The organism is Chitinophaga chungangae (genome assembly GCF_017742215.1).
Taxonomy (GTDB): domain Bacteria; phylum Bacteroidota; class Bacteroidia; order Chitinophagales; family Chitinophagaceae; genus Chitinophaga; species Chitinophaga chungangae.
Genome location: NZ_JAGHKP010000003.1, coordinates 1,082,393 through 1,098,244, shown reverse-complemented (window position 1 = coordinate 1,098,244; position 15,852 = coordinate 1,082,393). Strand labels below are relative to the sequence as shown.

The following is a 15,852-nucleotide window of genomic DNA, read 5'->3' as shown; positions in this document are numbered from 1 at the left end:
CATGAAAAATCAAAAGATAAAACGAACCGCTTTATTGCTTTTGCTGGCAGGCATGTTTCCAGTAGTATCGTGCAATAAAGAATACATCAATCCCAGCGCGGCTTCCGTGCCCAGCGTAACGAGCAGCCCGGACGCGCTGATGAACCTTTGCGCCGGCCTGCAGCGGCGTTTTACCATCGGCCGCCAGAGCCCGTTGTATTGTGCGCCCATTGGAGGCAGCTACGGCGTGTATGCGTTGTATACGCTGAATATCGGCAACACCACCGAAAAAGAGCTGGAAACCGGCAAAGGCGCCATTACGCTGATCAACTCGGTGGTGACCCAGATGTGGACGCAATGCCTGCTTACGCGCACCGAAGCGGAAACCGTGCTGGACAACCTCAACGTTGCCACCGAAGCGGGCGACAAAGTAGGGCTGAAAGCATATGCCAGCATTTTTTACGCTTTAAGCATGGGCACGCTGGCGCAATTTTATGAGCAGATCCCGCTGGAAACAGAGAACAACGCCACATTCAGCCCCCGCGCGGAGGCGCTGAAAAGGGCGATCTCCATGCTTGAAAGCGCGGACGCAGACCTTGCAGCTACGGCGCCCAGCACGAAATTCCTGAGCAAAGTGCCGCCCGGCATCGACGCGAAGAATACGGTGAAAGCCTTGCTGGCGAGATATTACAACATACAAAGCATGATCTCCGGCACCTACGACGCCACTTCGGGCAACAAAGCCATTACATATGCTACCGCTGCCAGCCGGCTGATCAAATCGGAGTTCCGGTTTTCCACCGTTACCACCAATCCGCTCGGCGAATGGAACTTTACCGTGAACGTATTCGGTGCGATCGATTCCACGCTGGGCCTGCGCAACGGTCTTGCCCCGGTGCCCGCCGCATCGGACCCGCGGGTGGGATTTTACATCAGTCAAACCGGCCCCACCACTTACCCGCTGAAGGCCTTTGCGCTGAATACCACCGCGGTGTACCCGGTATACCTGCCCGGGGAAATGGACCTGATCATCGCGGAAAATTATGCGCGGCAGAACCAGTTCGTTCAGGCCAAAACCGCGCTGGACGCAGTGCGTACCAAAACAACGGACATCTACGGCATTGGCGCCGCGCAACCTGCGTACAGTGGCCCCATGACGCAGGCGGCGCTGCTGACCGACATTTACAAACAAAGAAGGCTGGAAATGTTCCTCAGCGGCCAGGAGCTGGAAGACAGCCGCCGTTTCGGCCGCCCCGGGCCTAATCAGCCGAACGAGGAACGGAACCGCAATTTTTACCCGTACCCGTTGATAGAAAGGGATAACAATCCGTCTACACCGGATGATCCGGCAATCTGAGAAAGAGTAGTACAAGGAAAAGGCTGGCGTTTTTGCGCCGGCCTTTTGTTTTTTGTTCCAAATAACTCCTGATTTTATAGAAATTAGGAGCAAATATGAAAACACCTGGACGGCCGCCTCACATTTCCGGGAAGTACAATTACCGCAGCATATTGGATGAACTGGCGGAGAACGGGCTTTTCCAGCGTTTTCTCGACCTCAACGACAACAAATATCCTTATTGGGACAAATGGAAATACGCCGCCAAAGACTGGGGCATGGAAGACAAACGCCTTTGGACGGCGGTAAAATCGTTGCGGGTGAGCAACAAACGGATCAGGTTCTCGAAACTGGAGGGTTTTATGTTCCAGTTAGGCACGCCTTCGGTTGTGCAGCAATACCTGCATGATTTCGACCTCGCTTTGCGGGGCGAAACCATTATTTCCACGGAAGACCGCGCGCGATACCTGGCCAGTTCGCTGATGGAAGAGGCGATCGCTTCCAGTCAGCTGGAGGGCTCTGTGACCACCCGGAAAGTGGCGAAAGAGATGCTGGAGAATAACCGGAAACCCCGTAACATTTCGGAGCAGATGATCCTCAACAACTACGAAGCCATGAAGTGGATACTGGCCAACAAAGACGAAGCTTTCACCCCTGCCTCCATCCGTTCGCTGCACGCCATTATTACGCACGATACCTTACCCCAGGCGGAAGAAGAAGGCGCCTTCAGGAAAGACAACGAGGTGAACGTGGTAGACGTACAAACGGGGCGCACCGTGTACACTCCACCCGCATACCCGCTGCTGGAACAGCTGATGGAAGACCTTTGCCGGTTTGCGAACGACCAGGACAAACAGGCATTTTTTATCCATCCCATCGTAAAAGGAATTTTCCTGCATTTTATGCTCGGGTTCATCCATCCTTTCTCAGACGGCAACGGGCGCACGGCAAGAACGGTCTTTTACTGGTACCTGGTGAGAAAAGGTTACTGGCTGATCGAATACATGCCATTGTCGCGCATCATCCTCCATTCCAAAGCCCAATACGCAAAGGCATACCTGCATACGGAAACCGACGACAACGATCTTACTTATTTCGTCCTGTACAATCTCAAATCCATGGCCGCCGCGCTGGAGGACCTGAAAAAATATCTCTCGCGCAAAGCGGAGGAAAAGAAAAACGCGTTGGTATTGCTGCGGGAAACCACTTTTAATGAGCGGCAGATACTGATCGTGCAGGAGCTTATCCAGGACCAGGATGTATTTTTTTCGGTGCAGCAAATACAGAACCGTTACGGCGTCAGCAACCAAACGGCCAGGCCGGACCTTATGGGATTGGTGGAGCAGGGATTGATGGGAACGCGCACGCAGGGAAAAAGGAATGTATTTTTCCCCGTAAGGGATTTTTTGGTGAAGATCAGGAAGGAGTTCAGTCATTAACGGTGCTGGAATACCGGAAAGTATTGATCAACCCTGTGAATCACGGGATTAATTTATTATTTTGTCTCCAACTCAATCCACGATTTATGAAATACTGGCTACTACTCTGCTTTCTGGGCTTTACGATTACCGGTCGGGCCCAGGACGATGTTACGATCACCTCTGAAAAAGGGAAAATACAGGTACGTGTTGATGAAAACAAACAATTACATATCAATGTACCGCCCGAAAACGTACGTAAATTCAAGGCAACCGGCCGGGTGCGGTATAACGACTTCGGCGCGAAAGGCGACGGGAAAACGGACGATATGGATGCCATCGCCGCCACCCATGCATTCGCCAATATCCATGGGCTGACCGTGAAAGCGGATGATAAAGCGACCTATTATATCAGCGGGAAAAAACGTACGGCTATCATTAAAACCGATACCGATTTCGGAAAAGCCTCCTTTATCATCGACGATACCGACGTTGAGAACAGGAACGCATCGGTTTTTACGATAAGCTCCGGGCTAAAGCCATTTAAACCGGAAGGGATCACATCGCTTAAAAAGAACCAGGCGAAACTCGATCAGACGTTTCCCGCCACCTGTCTTATCACCGTTACCAATACCAACGTTAAACATTATATCCGCTTTGGTTTGAACCAAAACAACGGCTCGTCACAGACGGACATTTTTGTGGTAGACAAAAACGGGAATGTGGATATGAATGCGCCCATCATCTGGGATTTTGACCAGATCACCGATATCACGGCGCTCCCTATCGACGAAACGCCGCTGAAAATTACCGGCGGGATCTTTACCACTATCGCCAATCAGGCGCCTTCAAAATACACCTATTACAGCCGTAATATCTCGATCCGCCGTTCAAATGTAACGGTAGACGGGCTTGTGCATAAAATTACCGGCGAGGGAGACCATGGAGCGCCCTATGGCGGGTTCATCGAAGCCGGCAACTGTTCCTACGTGACAGTAAAAAACACTGTTCTTACCGGGCACAAAACTTATTCCACCATCGGCGCGGCAGGCAAACCCGTATCTATGGGCACCTACGACATCTCCGTCAATCGTGCGCTCAACGTTTCGTTCATCAACTGCCGCCAGACCAACGATATCACCGATGCTACCTATTGGGGCATCATGGGCTCTAATTTCAGCAAAAATCTTTTGTATGACGGGTGTACCTTCTCCCGGTTCGACGCTCACCAGGGAGTGGCCAACGCTACCGTTCGCAACTCCACGCTCGGCCACATGAGCATCAACGCCATCGGCTCCGGCACCTTCACAATAGAAAACTGCACTTTCCTCGGCAGAAGCATCATCAACCTGCGGCCGGATTATGGCAGTACATGGCAGGGTAATCTTATCATCCGGAACTGCGTTCTCAAACCCGCTTCCAAAAAGCTTTCCGGCATATCGCTCATTACCGGGAGCTATACGGGCATGCATGATTTTGGGTATGTTTGTTATATGCCCGAACATATTACCATTAAAAACCTGGAGATCGACGATTCCAATATTCCGAAGGATTATAACGGCCCTGCTATTTTTTCGGATTTTAATCCCAAAATGAAAGACGAATCGTACCAGGAGAAGTTTCCTTACGTGAAAACCAAAGCGGTCACACTCGAAGATGTAAAAACAACCTCCGGGAAAAAGCTAAGGGTCAGTGATAATACGTTCATGTTTAAGGATGTGAAAGTATTGTAGCCGATCTACTCCGCCGCCAGCCGGAAAAGGTGACTGCCGCCATCGTCGTTGTCTGCTACCAGCGTGATTTCCAGTCCGTCGTTTAATTCCCGCAGGCAAATGGATTCTATTTTCTGGCCTTTGAAAACGGGGTGGATTTTTTCTAAAAGAAACCATTCGTCCGGGCTGACCGTTGGCTGTTGCAGGGCATTGGTCGCATTTTTTATAATGCCGATTCGGCTCTCTCCTATCTTGCCGTCGTCGTACGTGCTGGCGGTTTCTTCTGTGGAGGTGGTGAAATAAAGCCAATCTTTTTCGGGATGCCAGGCCAGGCCGGAAATGCCGGAGAATGCCGGTTCTTTCGGGAGAATGAGTTGGGTGGTGTGCGTTTTTACCGGTGAGTTCCAGATATCCTGTTTTTCGCAGCGGACCAGCAGGTTTTCGGGCCTGCCGAGGTGGCCGCGGTTGCCGATGAGGAGATGCTCTCCTATTTCGGTAGCGGCTTCGATGTTGAGTTCGATATTATCACCGATCTGTTTGTAGAAATTGCTGAGGTCTTTTATTTCGATGTGCCCTGTACCGGGAAAATACAGCAAAGCCGCATTGCGGTGCGGGCTGAGAGAACCAGAGCCAAGCGCGAGCAAGGCGGTTTGATTGTTGATGACGATCGTGCTGAGGCTTTCCCAATCATTTTTGACGGGCTTGGGAATACGGGTTTGTTTTTGATCGGCGTTGGGTAAAGGAATTTGCTCAGCGGGCGTGAGATCGGCGTTGAGGATGAACAGTTTGGTGGCATCGTCGCCCACGACGTAATAGTGACCGTCGTGGTAAGCGAGGCCGCTGGCGCTGGGGATGCCGGGGAAGTGTTGGTGGTGGGTGAGGCGCATGTGGTGAAGATAAAAACTCTTTTCAGATATTTTTCCCACTAACAATTTCTCTCACGTTTATATAGTCATCTATCTCGTCTGTCATACGTCTTGCCAGCGCACACCACCGAGGCATCTACGCACATCCCGCGTAGTTCTACGCAAAAGAAATTCGCAGTACCACTTCTCTTGTCCCCCGTTTCCCTCAACAATATCTTTGCATCGGTAAAAGGAAATTTGGATAGATCGACATAACGTTAAAAGGAAACCACGCTATACTTGAATTGAAAGACCCCTTAAAGCGTGTTTCATTCATCGTACGTTGACCCGCAAAAAAAGGCCGCACAAATCAATCGTGCGGCCATTCTTCGTATCATCGTTCCCGTTATCAGAACGCCAGCGTTTCCGCTTTTACGTCCAGTTTTTTCCAGTCCGCCACCGATACCACCAGGTCGTGATCTTTCGGCAACTGCAGCGATACCTGCTTATTCGCAGGTGTATACGCCGTTTTGTCTATCGAAAACGCCTTTACCTGTACATTCTTCATCGATCCTTTGTTGCCCAGCCTGAACATGCCCAGGTCCGGGCTTACCGTGATGTCGCATTCCTTCCCGGGACCGCTGCTGATGCCGGTTACAGACAAGGAACGCAGCTGCTCCCCTACCAGCCTGGAAAATGTAAGCGTGAACGAGCGTTCCACCTGTGGCACAAAACGTACCTGCGAGGCGTCCGCATTCATGATCAGCGTGTCTTCCTGGCCGGGCTGCGTTTGCACGTTCTCCAGCACTACCGTAGTGCCGTCCGGCGTAATGCTGTTGTACGTGTACACGCCTTTGCCGTTGCCGACGATCTTGCGCGTGAAGTTTTTGCCCGCGGGAAGCAGGTATGCGCCGGGAGCCAGCCATACGGGATGCGCGTCCGGCACTTCCGCGTAGATCTTGTTGTTGAATAGACCGACCTTATTGCCTTTTTCGTCGGTGATCTGCATGTCTGCCGGGCTCAGCAGGAAGTCGATCACGAAGCTCGTAAGCCCGAAAGGCCCATTGAACGGCAGGTCCTGGTCTGCCAGCAGGTAATCGCCGTTGCGGATGTGGCCGAGCGTGATATTGTCCGCGCTGCTGACGCGTTTGCCCACACCATCCACATAATAATCGAAGTGCAGCACATCGCCTTTCTTTTTAAATTCCAGCCAGCATTTCGGGTTGGTGGGATAATTGCAGTCCCAGCAATACATCTTCACCCCGTCGAGGCTGTTGATGGTGGTTTCGCCGTTGGCGGACAGTTTGGCGCCAGTATGTTTGGGCGGGTATTCGAATTTGTAGGGCATGATGCAGTGGGTGTTCTTGATCTTGTCCGTATACCCTGCATCCCACAGCGCGCCGGCGGGGATAAAGAACAGCAGCGGCGCATGATGACGGTCGCAGCCTTTCAGGAATACGGTTTCGATCTCCCGCGCGGTGCGCTCTATGCACGGCAGCCCTTCCCTGCTCTGATCGTGGAAATGGATCAGGCTTTCCCTGCTCAGCAAGCGACCGTGCACGGACGTAAGCTGGTGATGTACCTGCGCTTTGGTGGTGGTGAAAGCATTATTCTCTCCTTTCCAGAACTTGTCTGCCACCAGGCTGCTCATAGCCGTGCAGAAACCTGTGGCCAGGCCGCCTTTTTTCGTGCCTTTCAGGTATTTTTTATAAAACCCGAAATAACCGAGGGTGTAAACTCTGTGGCCAAGGATCAACTCGTACCAGATCTCCGCTTTCCCGAAGGTTTGTTCGTAAGCTTTCCAGTCGGGCACGCCATCGTCCGGGTTAACGAACGCGAAGTTGTGCACGCCGTATTTAAAAGGTATTTCAAGTACGCCGGCTACTTCCGTGTAACGGGTATTGCTCACCAGGCCGTCCGCATTGCGCACCTGTATCGCGCGCGAACCGTTGGAACTGCCGTTGCCGCCGGTTCCGGGCATGGTGAAGGTGATCTTCGTGGCCGTCACTTTCGTGGCGGGGATCGCTTCGCCGTCTACCAGCACGGCAGCGCCCGGATTAAAGGCTTTTCCGGTAAGCGTGTAGGCGGTACCGTAAGCCAGTGCGTCAGGCACCGTGTCCAGCTGGGGTTTTACGCGTATGGAGGAATGATTGCTTTCCGTATTGTCCGACGCGCGTTTTACGTATACTTTGTACGTGCCGCCGGCGGATTTTGCGGGGATGGTCACGGTAATGCTCTCATCGGCGTTTTCAACGGGTTTAAAGTTGCCGATGCCGGGGATTACTACCGTGTCGGTTTTCACGAATTTTGTGCCGCTGATAATGATCTTTCCGCCGGGGAAAACCATGGAGGGTTGTATTTCCGTGATGTATGGGCGGGTGAGCAGTTCGTCCCACACGTTTTCGCTGAAAGGGAAAATAGCGATGGCTTGCTGTGCGCCGCTTTGCATGCCGTCTTTGCCGGTGGAGCCAGGCTGGCCTTTGGCGCCTGCTTTGCCGGGACTGCCGTTTTTGCAATAGGTGCCGTTGCCGCTGGGACCGGGCGCTCCGCCGTTGCCACCTTCGCCGCCGTTTCCGCCAGGGCCGGGCAAACCGCCGTTGTTGCTCATTTTGAAGTCGCCTGCAGCCAATGTTTTTTCCACCGATCCTTCCAGCACGCCGATCAGGATATGGCCTCCGTCGCCGCCGTTACCACCTCTTCCACCATCACCGCCGCGGCCTCCGTCGCCGCCGTGACCGCCATTGCCGGCAGGGTGGCGTTTCATGCAGTTATTGGTCAGCGGGTTGTATTTGCCGCCCCTGCCTTCCGCGCCACGGCCACCGCGACCGCCGCGCTGACCGGTACCGCCTTTGATGCCGTTTTCGCCGTTGAGCGAAATGCTGGGGATGTTGGAAAGGTCTTTCACCCAGATCTCGATCGAAGGCGCCCGCCTGCCATCGGCGCCTTTGATGCCGTTTCCGCCGGGAAGGCCATTTTCGCCATCGCGCCCGTTGCCGGTGCCCGGTTTTAATTGAACGCCGCTGTAGCCGATGCCGTTCAGATCGGGATTGTCGGCCCGTGGAGGCGTGGAGCCGCCGGGCGCTTTCCAGGTGATGAGGGCTTTGCTGCCGCATTTGATCTTTTCGGCAATGATAATCAGCGTGTCCACATCAGGATGAATTTCCAGCGTGGTGTTGGTAAGGTCCAGCTCGTTGGCAATGATCACGGAAGTGCCGACGGGGAGTTTTTTCATTCTCACGGCCTGCGGCGGTTGCGACAGTGCGGGCAGCGACTGCGGTTTGATGTTCACCAGCCTGGCCGTTTTTACCGCGCCGCCGTTGAGATTGGGCAGGTAGCGCTGCAATTGCTCTTTTTTGTGCGTGGGATTGGTTTGTGTTTTGAAATCCTTTACTACGTCGTTCCAGTCTACCGGTTTGTTTTTCTTTTTTGCGGGCGCGATCAGCATTTTGTCTTTTTCGATGCGCTGCGGTTTGTCGAACCGGATGCCTTCCAGCTCGCTGAGTTTTTCAATGCCAAGGTCTTTCAGCAGCTGCTTCACGGGCTCCAGCAACTCGCGGCCCACTTCCGGATCGGGCTCTACCGTTACGATGCCCTTATTGCCGAGCTTCGTTTCGAATTGCTGTTGCAGCGTTCTCGCCGCTTTGATCCTTTCGGGGGAGATCCTGTTGCCTGTAATTAGCTGCTGCAAGCCGTTTGAGGGCGGCATGAAAATCATTTCGGTGGCCTGCACGGCCTCCGGGGTTTTGATCTTTTCCATTGGATGTGTTTTGGGGATGGGTTATAAAATACGGTTGAATAATTATTACGGAGCAAAGATGCGGCGCATCAACGCCGGACGAACCGCCGGATTAACGGATGCAAAGATCGGGTTAACGGATGCGGGGTTTTAATACAAAAAAAGAAGCCCCCGTGTGTACGGGAGCTTCTTATGATTTTATTTTTTTTTAAAGCATTATCTTTTTTCCGGCACGAATATCACCGCATCCGCCACTACAACGCCTTCCGTATTGTTCGCAGCGGATATTTCCACGTAAGTGGAATTGCCTTTGCGGATGTCGAATGTGCCCAGTTTCACCCATTCGCCGGAAGTCTGGCCCACTACTTTCACGTCTTCTGCTTTTACGGTCACCAGTTCTTCATGTTTGCCGCTGGTCACTTTTACATTCGTTACGGCCGCGTTATTCTTCAGGCGCGGATAATACATGTATATCGCGTAACGGCCTTTCTTACGAACCGCCGGCGCAAAAGTTACTTTCGCATCTTTTTCCGCGGTGAGCATGTCCGGCCCGTAACTTCCATGGCCTTTCACGGTTTTCCATTCGCCTTCTTTTTTCACGTCCGCCGCGGCATTGTCAACCAGGATGTCTCCCAGCCTGCCGTCTGCCAGCGGGTTTTCCGCAAGCCTATTGCTCACCTGCGCGGCGTCTACCTTTTGCACCGGGATGTTTTTATCAATGGCAAGGTCCGCCGCCACGGCGGAAGCCTGCGCCAAAGCCATGAACACCGGCTCCATGCGGATGGAACCGTATGCGATGTGGCTCGCGGAAAGACAAACCGGCACCAGCAGGTTGCTGCATTCATTTTCTTTCGGGATCAGCGCCCTGTAAGAAACCGGGTAAGGCGGGAAACCGTGCACTTCCACATTCCCTTCGTTTTTCACCATGTCTTTCCCGTTCTTGCGCACCACGATGCGTTGCGTATTGTGGGAATCCATCGTATACGCAGCCATGCCGATGCCGTCGGGCACTACTTCCTTGCCGGTGCAGTTGGCCTGCGTCATCACGTAGGCGCCGATCATGCGGCGTGCTTCGCGCACGTACAATTGCGGGCTCCAATGACCGTTGTTGACGTATTCATCTTTCGGGTAGCCCCATTTTTTGATCTCTTCCCGCATAGCCGCCGGCACGCGCGGGTCTGAAGAGCAGAAATACAACAATCCTTTTGTATAGTCGATGTGCTGCTGAACGATCGTCTCGCGCTGCTCGTAGCTTGCCTCAGGATAATCGTAGTTCATGCCGATCATGTCCGTGGAAAAACCGTTCCGGTTGTTGATGTCGGTTTTTTTATTCGGCATGCCGCTCCAAATGAAATAATCGTTGAGCCTCGTTCTTTCAGGCCAGGCCTTCATCAGCCGCACCAGCAGCTCGTACCGCGATGGATCGTAGTTGTCGGGCTGCGTGATGGGGATCATGTTGGCGGGATCGCTGGTAAGGCAAATGCGGTAATTGTACGCCTGCACCATCTTGTTGCCGCTGCCTTTTGGCCCCAGCGGCGCGGGACTGATGCCCCACAACAGCCCGCTGGACGGGTCGCCCGGCACTTTGTACGGATCGATGCCGTCGGGGAACTGGTGGCCGTCGAGCAGCTGTACGCCGTTCCAGGTTTCGTTGTACACTTCGTTGCCTTCGCGGCCTACGGTATAACTTACGCCTGCTTTTGCCATCAGGTCACCTTCGTAGGTGCAGTCGATGAACATTTTCGCGGCAACGGTTACCGTGGCGCCGCCGGAGCTGAGCTGTATTTCCCTGATCGCGCCGTTTTCTTTGCTGGCGCCGCTGAGGCGGTGGTTGAACAGTACTTCGAAACCGCCTTTTTTGACATAATCCTTGTAAATACTGTCCGCCACATGCGGTTCAAATACCCATTGCTCGAATTTTCCATAGTGTCGCCCCATTTGCCTGTAAAATTCCAGCGACAGGCCGCGGATGGCGTATTTGTTGCCAATGTCCGTATACCCGAGGCCGCCGGTGGTAAGCCCGCCGAGGTATTTTCCCGGCTCTACCAGCAGTACGGAACGCCCCGCCTTTTTTGCCGTATATGCGGCGATCACGCCGGCGGAACTTCCGCCGAAGACACAAACGTCCACTTTATGCTGCGCCGTTGCCGTTTGCAGGCAAAAGGACAGCAGGATGACACTGATGATGTTGCTCGTCTTCATGAATAATATCTGTTGGTTGAATGTTAGGATGATGTTCAGGCGCCGGCCAATAATCTTTTCAGCACGGCCGGGTAACTGTTTTTTTCCGTGCCGCCGTCTCCCGCCGTAATGCTGTCGCCAAAACAAACGATCCGCTGCTGCGGCAGCCCGTTGTACACGATAAAGTCGCGCACGGCAAGGCCGATAAAGCGGTACCCTTCCACGGTGGGATGCACCCCGTCCGTTCTCCCGGAGTTTTCCGGGTTCTGGATCAGCGAATCTTTTCCCGTTCCCACTTTCCCCGCTTTGTCGAACAACGCGCCCAGGTCAAGCAGCGAGGTGTTGTGTTTTGCGGCCAGTTCACGGATCGTATCGTTCACGGCCAGCCTCCTGCCGGAAGGTCCTTCTTCCCCGTAATGCTCCCGTTTGTGGCGGGTAAGCAGGAATTGTTCGATAAACGGGCAGATGGTCATCAGCAATACCCGGCTGTTTTTCGCCTGGATCTTTTCGATGATCGTGGAAAGATTGGCGCCGAATTGTTCCAGCGGCACGTATTTCATGCTGTTCATGTCGTTCGTGCCGATCATCAGCACGGTGAGCGCGGGCGAATGGGCCAGGCAATCCTTATCGATCCGTTTCAGCAGATCGACCGTATTGTTGCCGCCGATGCCCGCATTGATCACAAGATAGTCCTGCCGCGGCGTATTTGAAAGCGCCGGGATGCCAGCCACACCGGCAAGCGCGCCCAGCGCGGTCGTATAAAGAAAAGTTCTGCGTTGCATGGTCGCTGTTGTTCCGTTTACAAATTCACTTTCACCGCAGGCGCCGCAAAAGTGTCGATAGCATTAGCCGCAGGAAGATACAAAGTTTTAAATTCCAATGTGCCGGTTTCCGGCAGCACGTCCAATATGGTAACATTCTCCGACGAAGGCGCCAGGATGCTGTACGGCGTGCCGCCTGCGTCGGTGAAAGTGAGCCTTACGCCGGGCGAGCGCGGGTCTGCTTCGTCCCACTCCAGCCGTGCCTTTCCGTTCACGATCTCCGCTTTTTTCAGCGTGCGGTTCAGCAGGTTGCTTTCATAAAATTCGCCGTATACATCGCCGTTTATTTCCGTTTTGATAGACCGGTTTCCCTGTGCATTGTAAGTATACACTTCAAAAAGATACGGCCCTTCGGTCATATTGCCGAGCACGGCGCTGATGGTATCTACGCCGTGGGTGCGCTGCACGTTCACGTCCATGGAATCTTTTCCGCGGTTCCAGTAGATCCTGCATGTAACGATGCGCGGATCGGTGGCCAGCAGCCATTGCAGCATGATGCGGTTTTTGCCGGGGCTGGCCGTCAGTTCCGTGGCTTTGCCGGGATATACGTTTTCGCCGCCGGGCGCAAAGTCTTTATAGTCCTCATCGGCCTTATTGCAGGCCGCGACCATCGCCGCAGCCAGCAACAGACCTGTATAGATCAATTGTTTCATGTTTACGTTTTTCATGTGATCACTGTATTTCCCCGAAGAAGGTCATTTCCGCCATCCAAAAATAATCCGCGTTGCCGAAGGTTTGTACGAGCTTGATACGCAGGTACCGCACGGCAGGCAGGCCCGCGGGAAATTTGAACTGGTGGCCTTCCGCGGCGCGCAGCAGGTCTTCGTTGGAATTAACGCCTACCGGCAGGCCCGAAGGTTTGACCACTTCGCAGTCCATCAGTTTGGTCCAGCCGTTGAAGCTCCCGTCGGGATTGTAATTATCCGTTCCCCAGATCTCGTACAGCTGCGGATCGCCGGCGCTGTACAGCAGCGTAAGCTCGTCCGTTGCGCCGCGCGGAACTTCTGAAAACCGGCTGAGCTTAGCGGTTACGCCCAGGTCGAACGTTACCCAATGCGGTACGCCGGAGCCGTTGGCGGAGCGGAACCAGGTGTTGTTGGAACTGGAGCCTCCCGCGATCTTGTCGTTCCAGAGGTTCGCCAGCGGGCCGGAGCCGAAGGTATTTGCGTCTGTCGGGAGTTTCATGGCGCGGAAGAGTTTTTTGTCCAGCTGCTGCTCAAACAAGGGCGTGAGTTTTTTCCAGACCGTATCCGAATAATTCAGCCATCTGTCGCGCACGTACAGGCCGAACCATTGTTCGGTAGCGTCGAACCCGCGCACGGAAAATTCACCTTCTTCCTGGTTGGTATAATACATATCGGCGGGAACAGGATTACCGTTGGCATCCCTGGATACCACGCCGATGGCTACGTTGGCGGAATCTTCGTTTTTGAACCTCGCGGTAATGCCGCCGAAGTCGCCGTTAAAATCCAGTGATGCAAAAACGGACTGCACCGGCGGCGTAAGCGGGCGCACCTTTACGGTTACCGGTTCGGAACTTACTTCCGAGCGGCTTACGGAATACAGTTTCACTTCTCTTTCGTCCGTATTGCCGAACCCTTCGAGCACCATGCCGGTGTTGTAAAAAGTGGCGATGGTTTCCATCGTATTGCCCGGCCGCGTTTCGTACACGGCTTTTACATAGAGCAATTCGGGATCATGAGGAATGTCGTAACGGAGCCGCACTTTGCCGGGCAGCGATTCCGAGCTCACATTGGTTACCAGGCCCGGCGCATTTCCGCCTTTGGTGAGCGGCCCGAGTTTTTCTTCCTTGCAGCCTGACGCAAAAAGAAAAACAATTATGGAGAGATAAACGATTCGCATGTTGTGCTTTTTTGAATGTCAGTGGATGTGCTTACCAGCCGGGGCTTTGTACCAGGTTTTTGTTCTCGATGAGATCTTCCTCGCGAACCGGCCACAGGTAATCTTTTTTGCGGAATACCTGGTTGTAGAGATATTTTACCTGGTAATAATCGGCCGCTGTTTTGCCGAATACATTCCAGCCGGTAACGGGCTGGTTCAGCACCGCTTCGGCTTCTTTCCAGCGCCGCAGGTCCCAGAAACGCTGGCCTTCAAACGCCAGCTCGATCAGCCTTTCCTGGTGGATGATCTTGCGCAGGCCGGTTTTGGTGGCGGGCGCGCCGGGATTTTTGGAGAACTGCTGCCAGGATGTTTCCACGCCTTGCAGGCCCGCTCTCGCTCTCACCAGGTCGATCCATTTGAACGTTTCCGCGCCGGGCCCCTGCCATTCGTTGAGCGCTTCTGAATACAGCAGGTAAAGGTCCGCCAGCCTGATAACCGGCCAGGGATATGACTGGATCGTTACTTCCGTGGCGGAGGAAACGGATTGGGGGTTCACCAGTTTCTTCGCCCAATAGCCGGTCATTGAATACGCCCAGGCGTGGTTGTTGGCGATCTGCCCCAGCTTGGATTCCACGTAAATGCTCTCGTCGTCGTTAAAACGGCCCTGGCCGAACCAGCGGCTGCCGTCGAAACCAAGATTGGCGTAATATCGCGTCTCGCGGTCGAAGTTGAGGTTGGCGGTAACGTAATTGGGCTTGAGGCGCAGCTTTTCCGCGGTAACGGCGGTGCGCGTGGTGTAGCGGCCGTTGTAGTTCCAGGAAACGTCTTCCGAGATCGGCACGCCGTTTTTGGTATAGAATTGTTCCACCACTTTCATCGGCACGCCGAAAGACGACAGCGTGGCGCTTTGTTTGTCGGTGGAATATAGCCTGGGAAGATTTTCGCGCTGCAAGGCAGACGCGCGGTTGTTCGTGCTGGTCCAGATAGCTTCCGTATTGAACTTTTCGCACAGCGCGTTCCGGATGCTCATTTCCGTGATGGTTTCGGGCGAGCCGGGGAACGGCAGGAACGCCGGATTAAAATAATACAGCTGGTGGCCCGCCGCATGGCATTCTTCTATTGCTTCACGGCATGCGGTCACGGCGCGTTCCCATTTTTTTTCATCGTAGGCGGAAGGAAAGAGTTTTTCGCCGTTTTTCCCGGTATATGCCGCGTAATCAGGGCTACCGTTGAACAACGGGCTGGCCGCGGTCACCAGCAACCGCGCTTTCAGCGCCCTGGCCGCGGCTTTGGTAAGACGGCCGTTTTCGGTGGATTCGTTCTGTATCCTGTCCGGCAGGTTCACCACCGCTTCGTCCAGCAGCCGCGCGATGAAATTCACGCAGGAATCTATGGGCATCTGGCTCACCTTCACTGTTTCTGTATTGCTGGTAACGGGCAGGTTTTTATCGATCAGCGGAATGGGACCGTACATGCGGAAAAGATAAAAATGAAAATACGCTTTGAGGAACGTGGCTTCCGCCGCCCAGCGGTTCTTTTCATAATCGTCCATATCCGGCACCTTGAAGATATTGTCGAGAAAGGTGTTGCAGTCGCGGATGGCCACGAACATGCCGCGGCCGCCGTTGGTGCCGCCCCAGTAGTTGGAATAGGGATTCACCACGTTCTGGAAACCTTTTGCGATCTGCCAGGCCGGCACGGGCTGCCCGGTATTAAAATCGTTGGCCCACAATTCGTCGCCGCCAAGAAATACATGATAGTTGTACGGGTCCGCATAATTGGGCAGGTAGCTGTAGATCGTGAACAGGTACTGCTCCGTGGTGTTGCGCATGCGGAATATATGATCTACCGTGGCCACGTTGTCCGGCACGATATCGAGATAGTTACAGGAAAATAATAAAGGCCCGAATAATGCGATCAGCCACTTTTTGAACATTTTCATCGGTCTGTGTTTTTTGTTTTCAACCAGATGCACTTTTAAC

The 15,852-nt window shown here is 53.7% G+C and carries 10 protein-coding genes; 3 read left to right on the top strand and 7 right to left on the bottom strand.

All coding sequences use genetic code 11. From position 1 onward, the window contains the following. Nucleotide 1 precedes the first annotated feature (1 nt). The 3 genes from J7I43_RS18770 (at nt 2) to J7I43_RS18760 (ending at nt 4,466) form a co-directional block, all read left to right on the top strand. Nucleotides 2–1,336, top strand: a complete 1,335-nt coding sequence (locus tag J7I43_RS18770) for a RagB/SusD family nutrient uptake outer membrane protein (protein WP_209147395.1) — start codon at nt 2–4, stop codon at nt 1,334–1,336. 95 nt (nt 1,337–1,431) lie between these two features. After that, entirely contained in the window at nt 1,432–2,754 is a 1,323-nt protein-coding gene (locus J7I43_RS18765) for a Fic family protein (protein ID WP_209147394.1), read from the top strand. An 86-nt stretch (nt 2,755–2,840) separates the two neighbouring features. Next, on the top strand, nt 2,841–4,466 hold the full coding sequence (locus J7I43_RS18760; RefSeq protein ID WP_209147393.1) for a hypothetical protein: 1,626 nt from the start codon (nt 2,841–2,843) through the stop codon (nt 4,464–4,466). 5 nt (nt 4,467–4,471) lie between these two features. Here the strand turns inward: J7I43_RS18760 and J7I43_RS18755 are convergent, their stop codons facing one another. The 7 genes from J7I43_RS18755 to J7I43_RS18725 all read right to left on the bottom strand — a co-directional run bounded on the left by J7I43_RS18755 (nt 4,472) and on the right by J7I43_RS18725 (nt 15,812). After that, on the bottom strand, nt 4,472–5,332 hold the full coding sequence (locus J7I43_RS18755) for a DUF6929 family protein (RefSeq protein WP_209147392.1): 861 nt from the start codon (nt 5,330–5,332) through the stop codon (nt 4,472–4,474). A 367-nt stretch (nt 5,333–5,699) separates the two neighbouring features. Beyond that, entirely contained in the window at nt 5,700–9,047 is a 3,348-nt protein-coding gene (locus J7I43_RS24875; protein WP_209147391.1) for an IPT/TIG domain-containing protein, read from the bottom strand. Nucleotides 9,048–9,242: 195 nt separating this feature from the next. Beyond that, nucleotides 9,243–11,228 (bottom strand): FAD-dependent oxidoreductase, encoded by a 1,986-nt coding sequence (locus J7I43_RS18745; protein WP_209147390.1) that lies wholly within the window; start codon nt 11,226–11,228, stop codon nt 9,243–9,245. A 35-nt stretch (nt 11,229–11,263) separates the two neighbouring features. Next, nucleotides 11,264–11,989, bottom strand: a complete 726-nt coding sequence (locus tag J7I43_RS18740; protein ID WP_209147389.1) for an SGNH/GDSL hydrolase family protein — start codon at nt 11,987–11,989, stop codon at nt 11,264–11,266. A gap of 17 nt (nt 11,990–12,006) precedes the next feature. Then, nucleotides 12,007–12,681 carry a DUF4998 domain-containing protein gene (locus tag J7I43_RS18735; protein WP_209147388.1) on the bottom strand — a complete coding sequence of 225 codons (675 nt, stop codon included), beginning with the start codon at nt 12,679–12,681 and terminating at the stop codon, nt 12,007–12,009. 19 nt (nt 12,682–12,700) lie between these two features. Then, nucleotides 12,701–13,891, bottom strand: a complete 1,191-nt coding sequence (locus J7I43_RS18730; protein ID WP_209147387.1) for a DUF5000 domain-containing lipoprotein — start codon at nt 13,889–13,891, stop codon at nt 12,701–12,703. A 31-nt stretch (nt 13,892–13,922) separates the two neighbouring features. Next, on the bottom strand, nt 13,923–15,812 hold the full coding sequence (locus tag J7I43_RS18725; RefSeq protein ID WP_209147386.1) for a RagB/SusD family nutrient uptake outer membrane protein: 1,890 nt from the start codon (nt 15,810–15,812) through the stop codon (nt 13,923–13,925). Nucleotides 15,813–15,852: the final 40 nt, after the last annotated feature.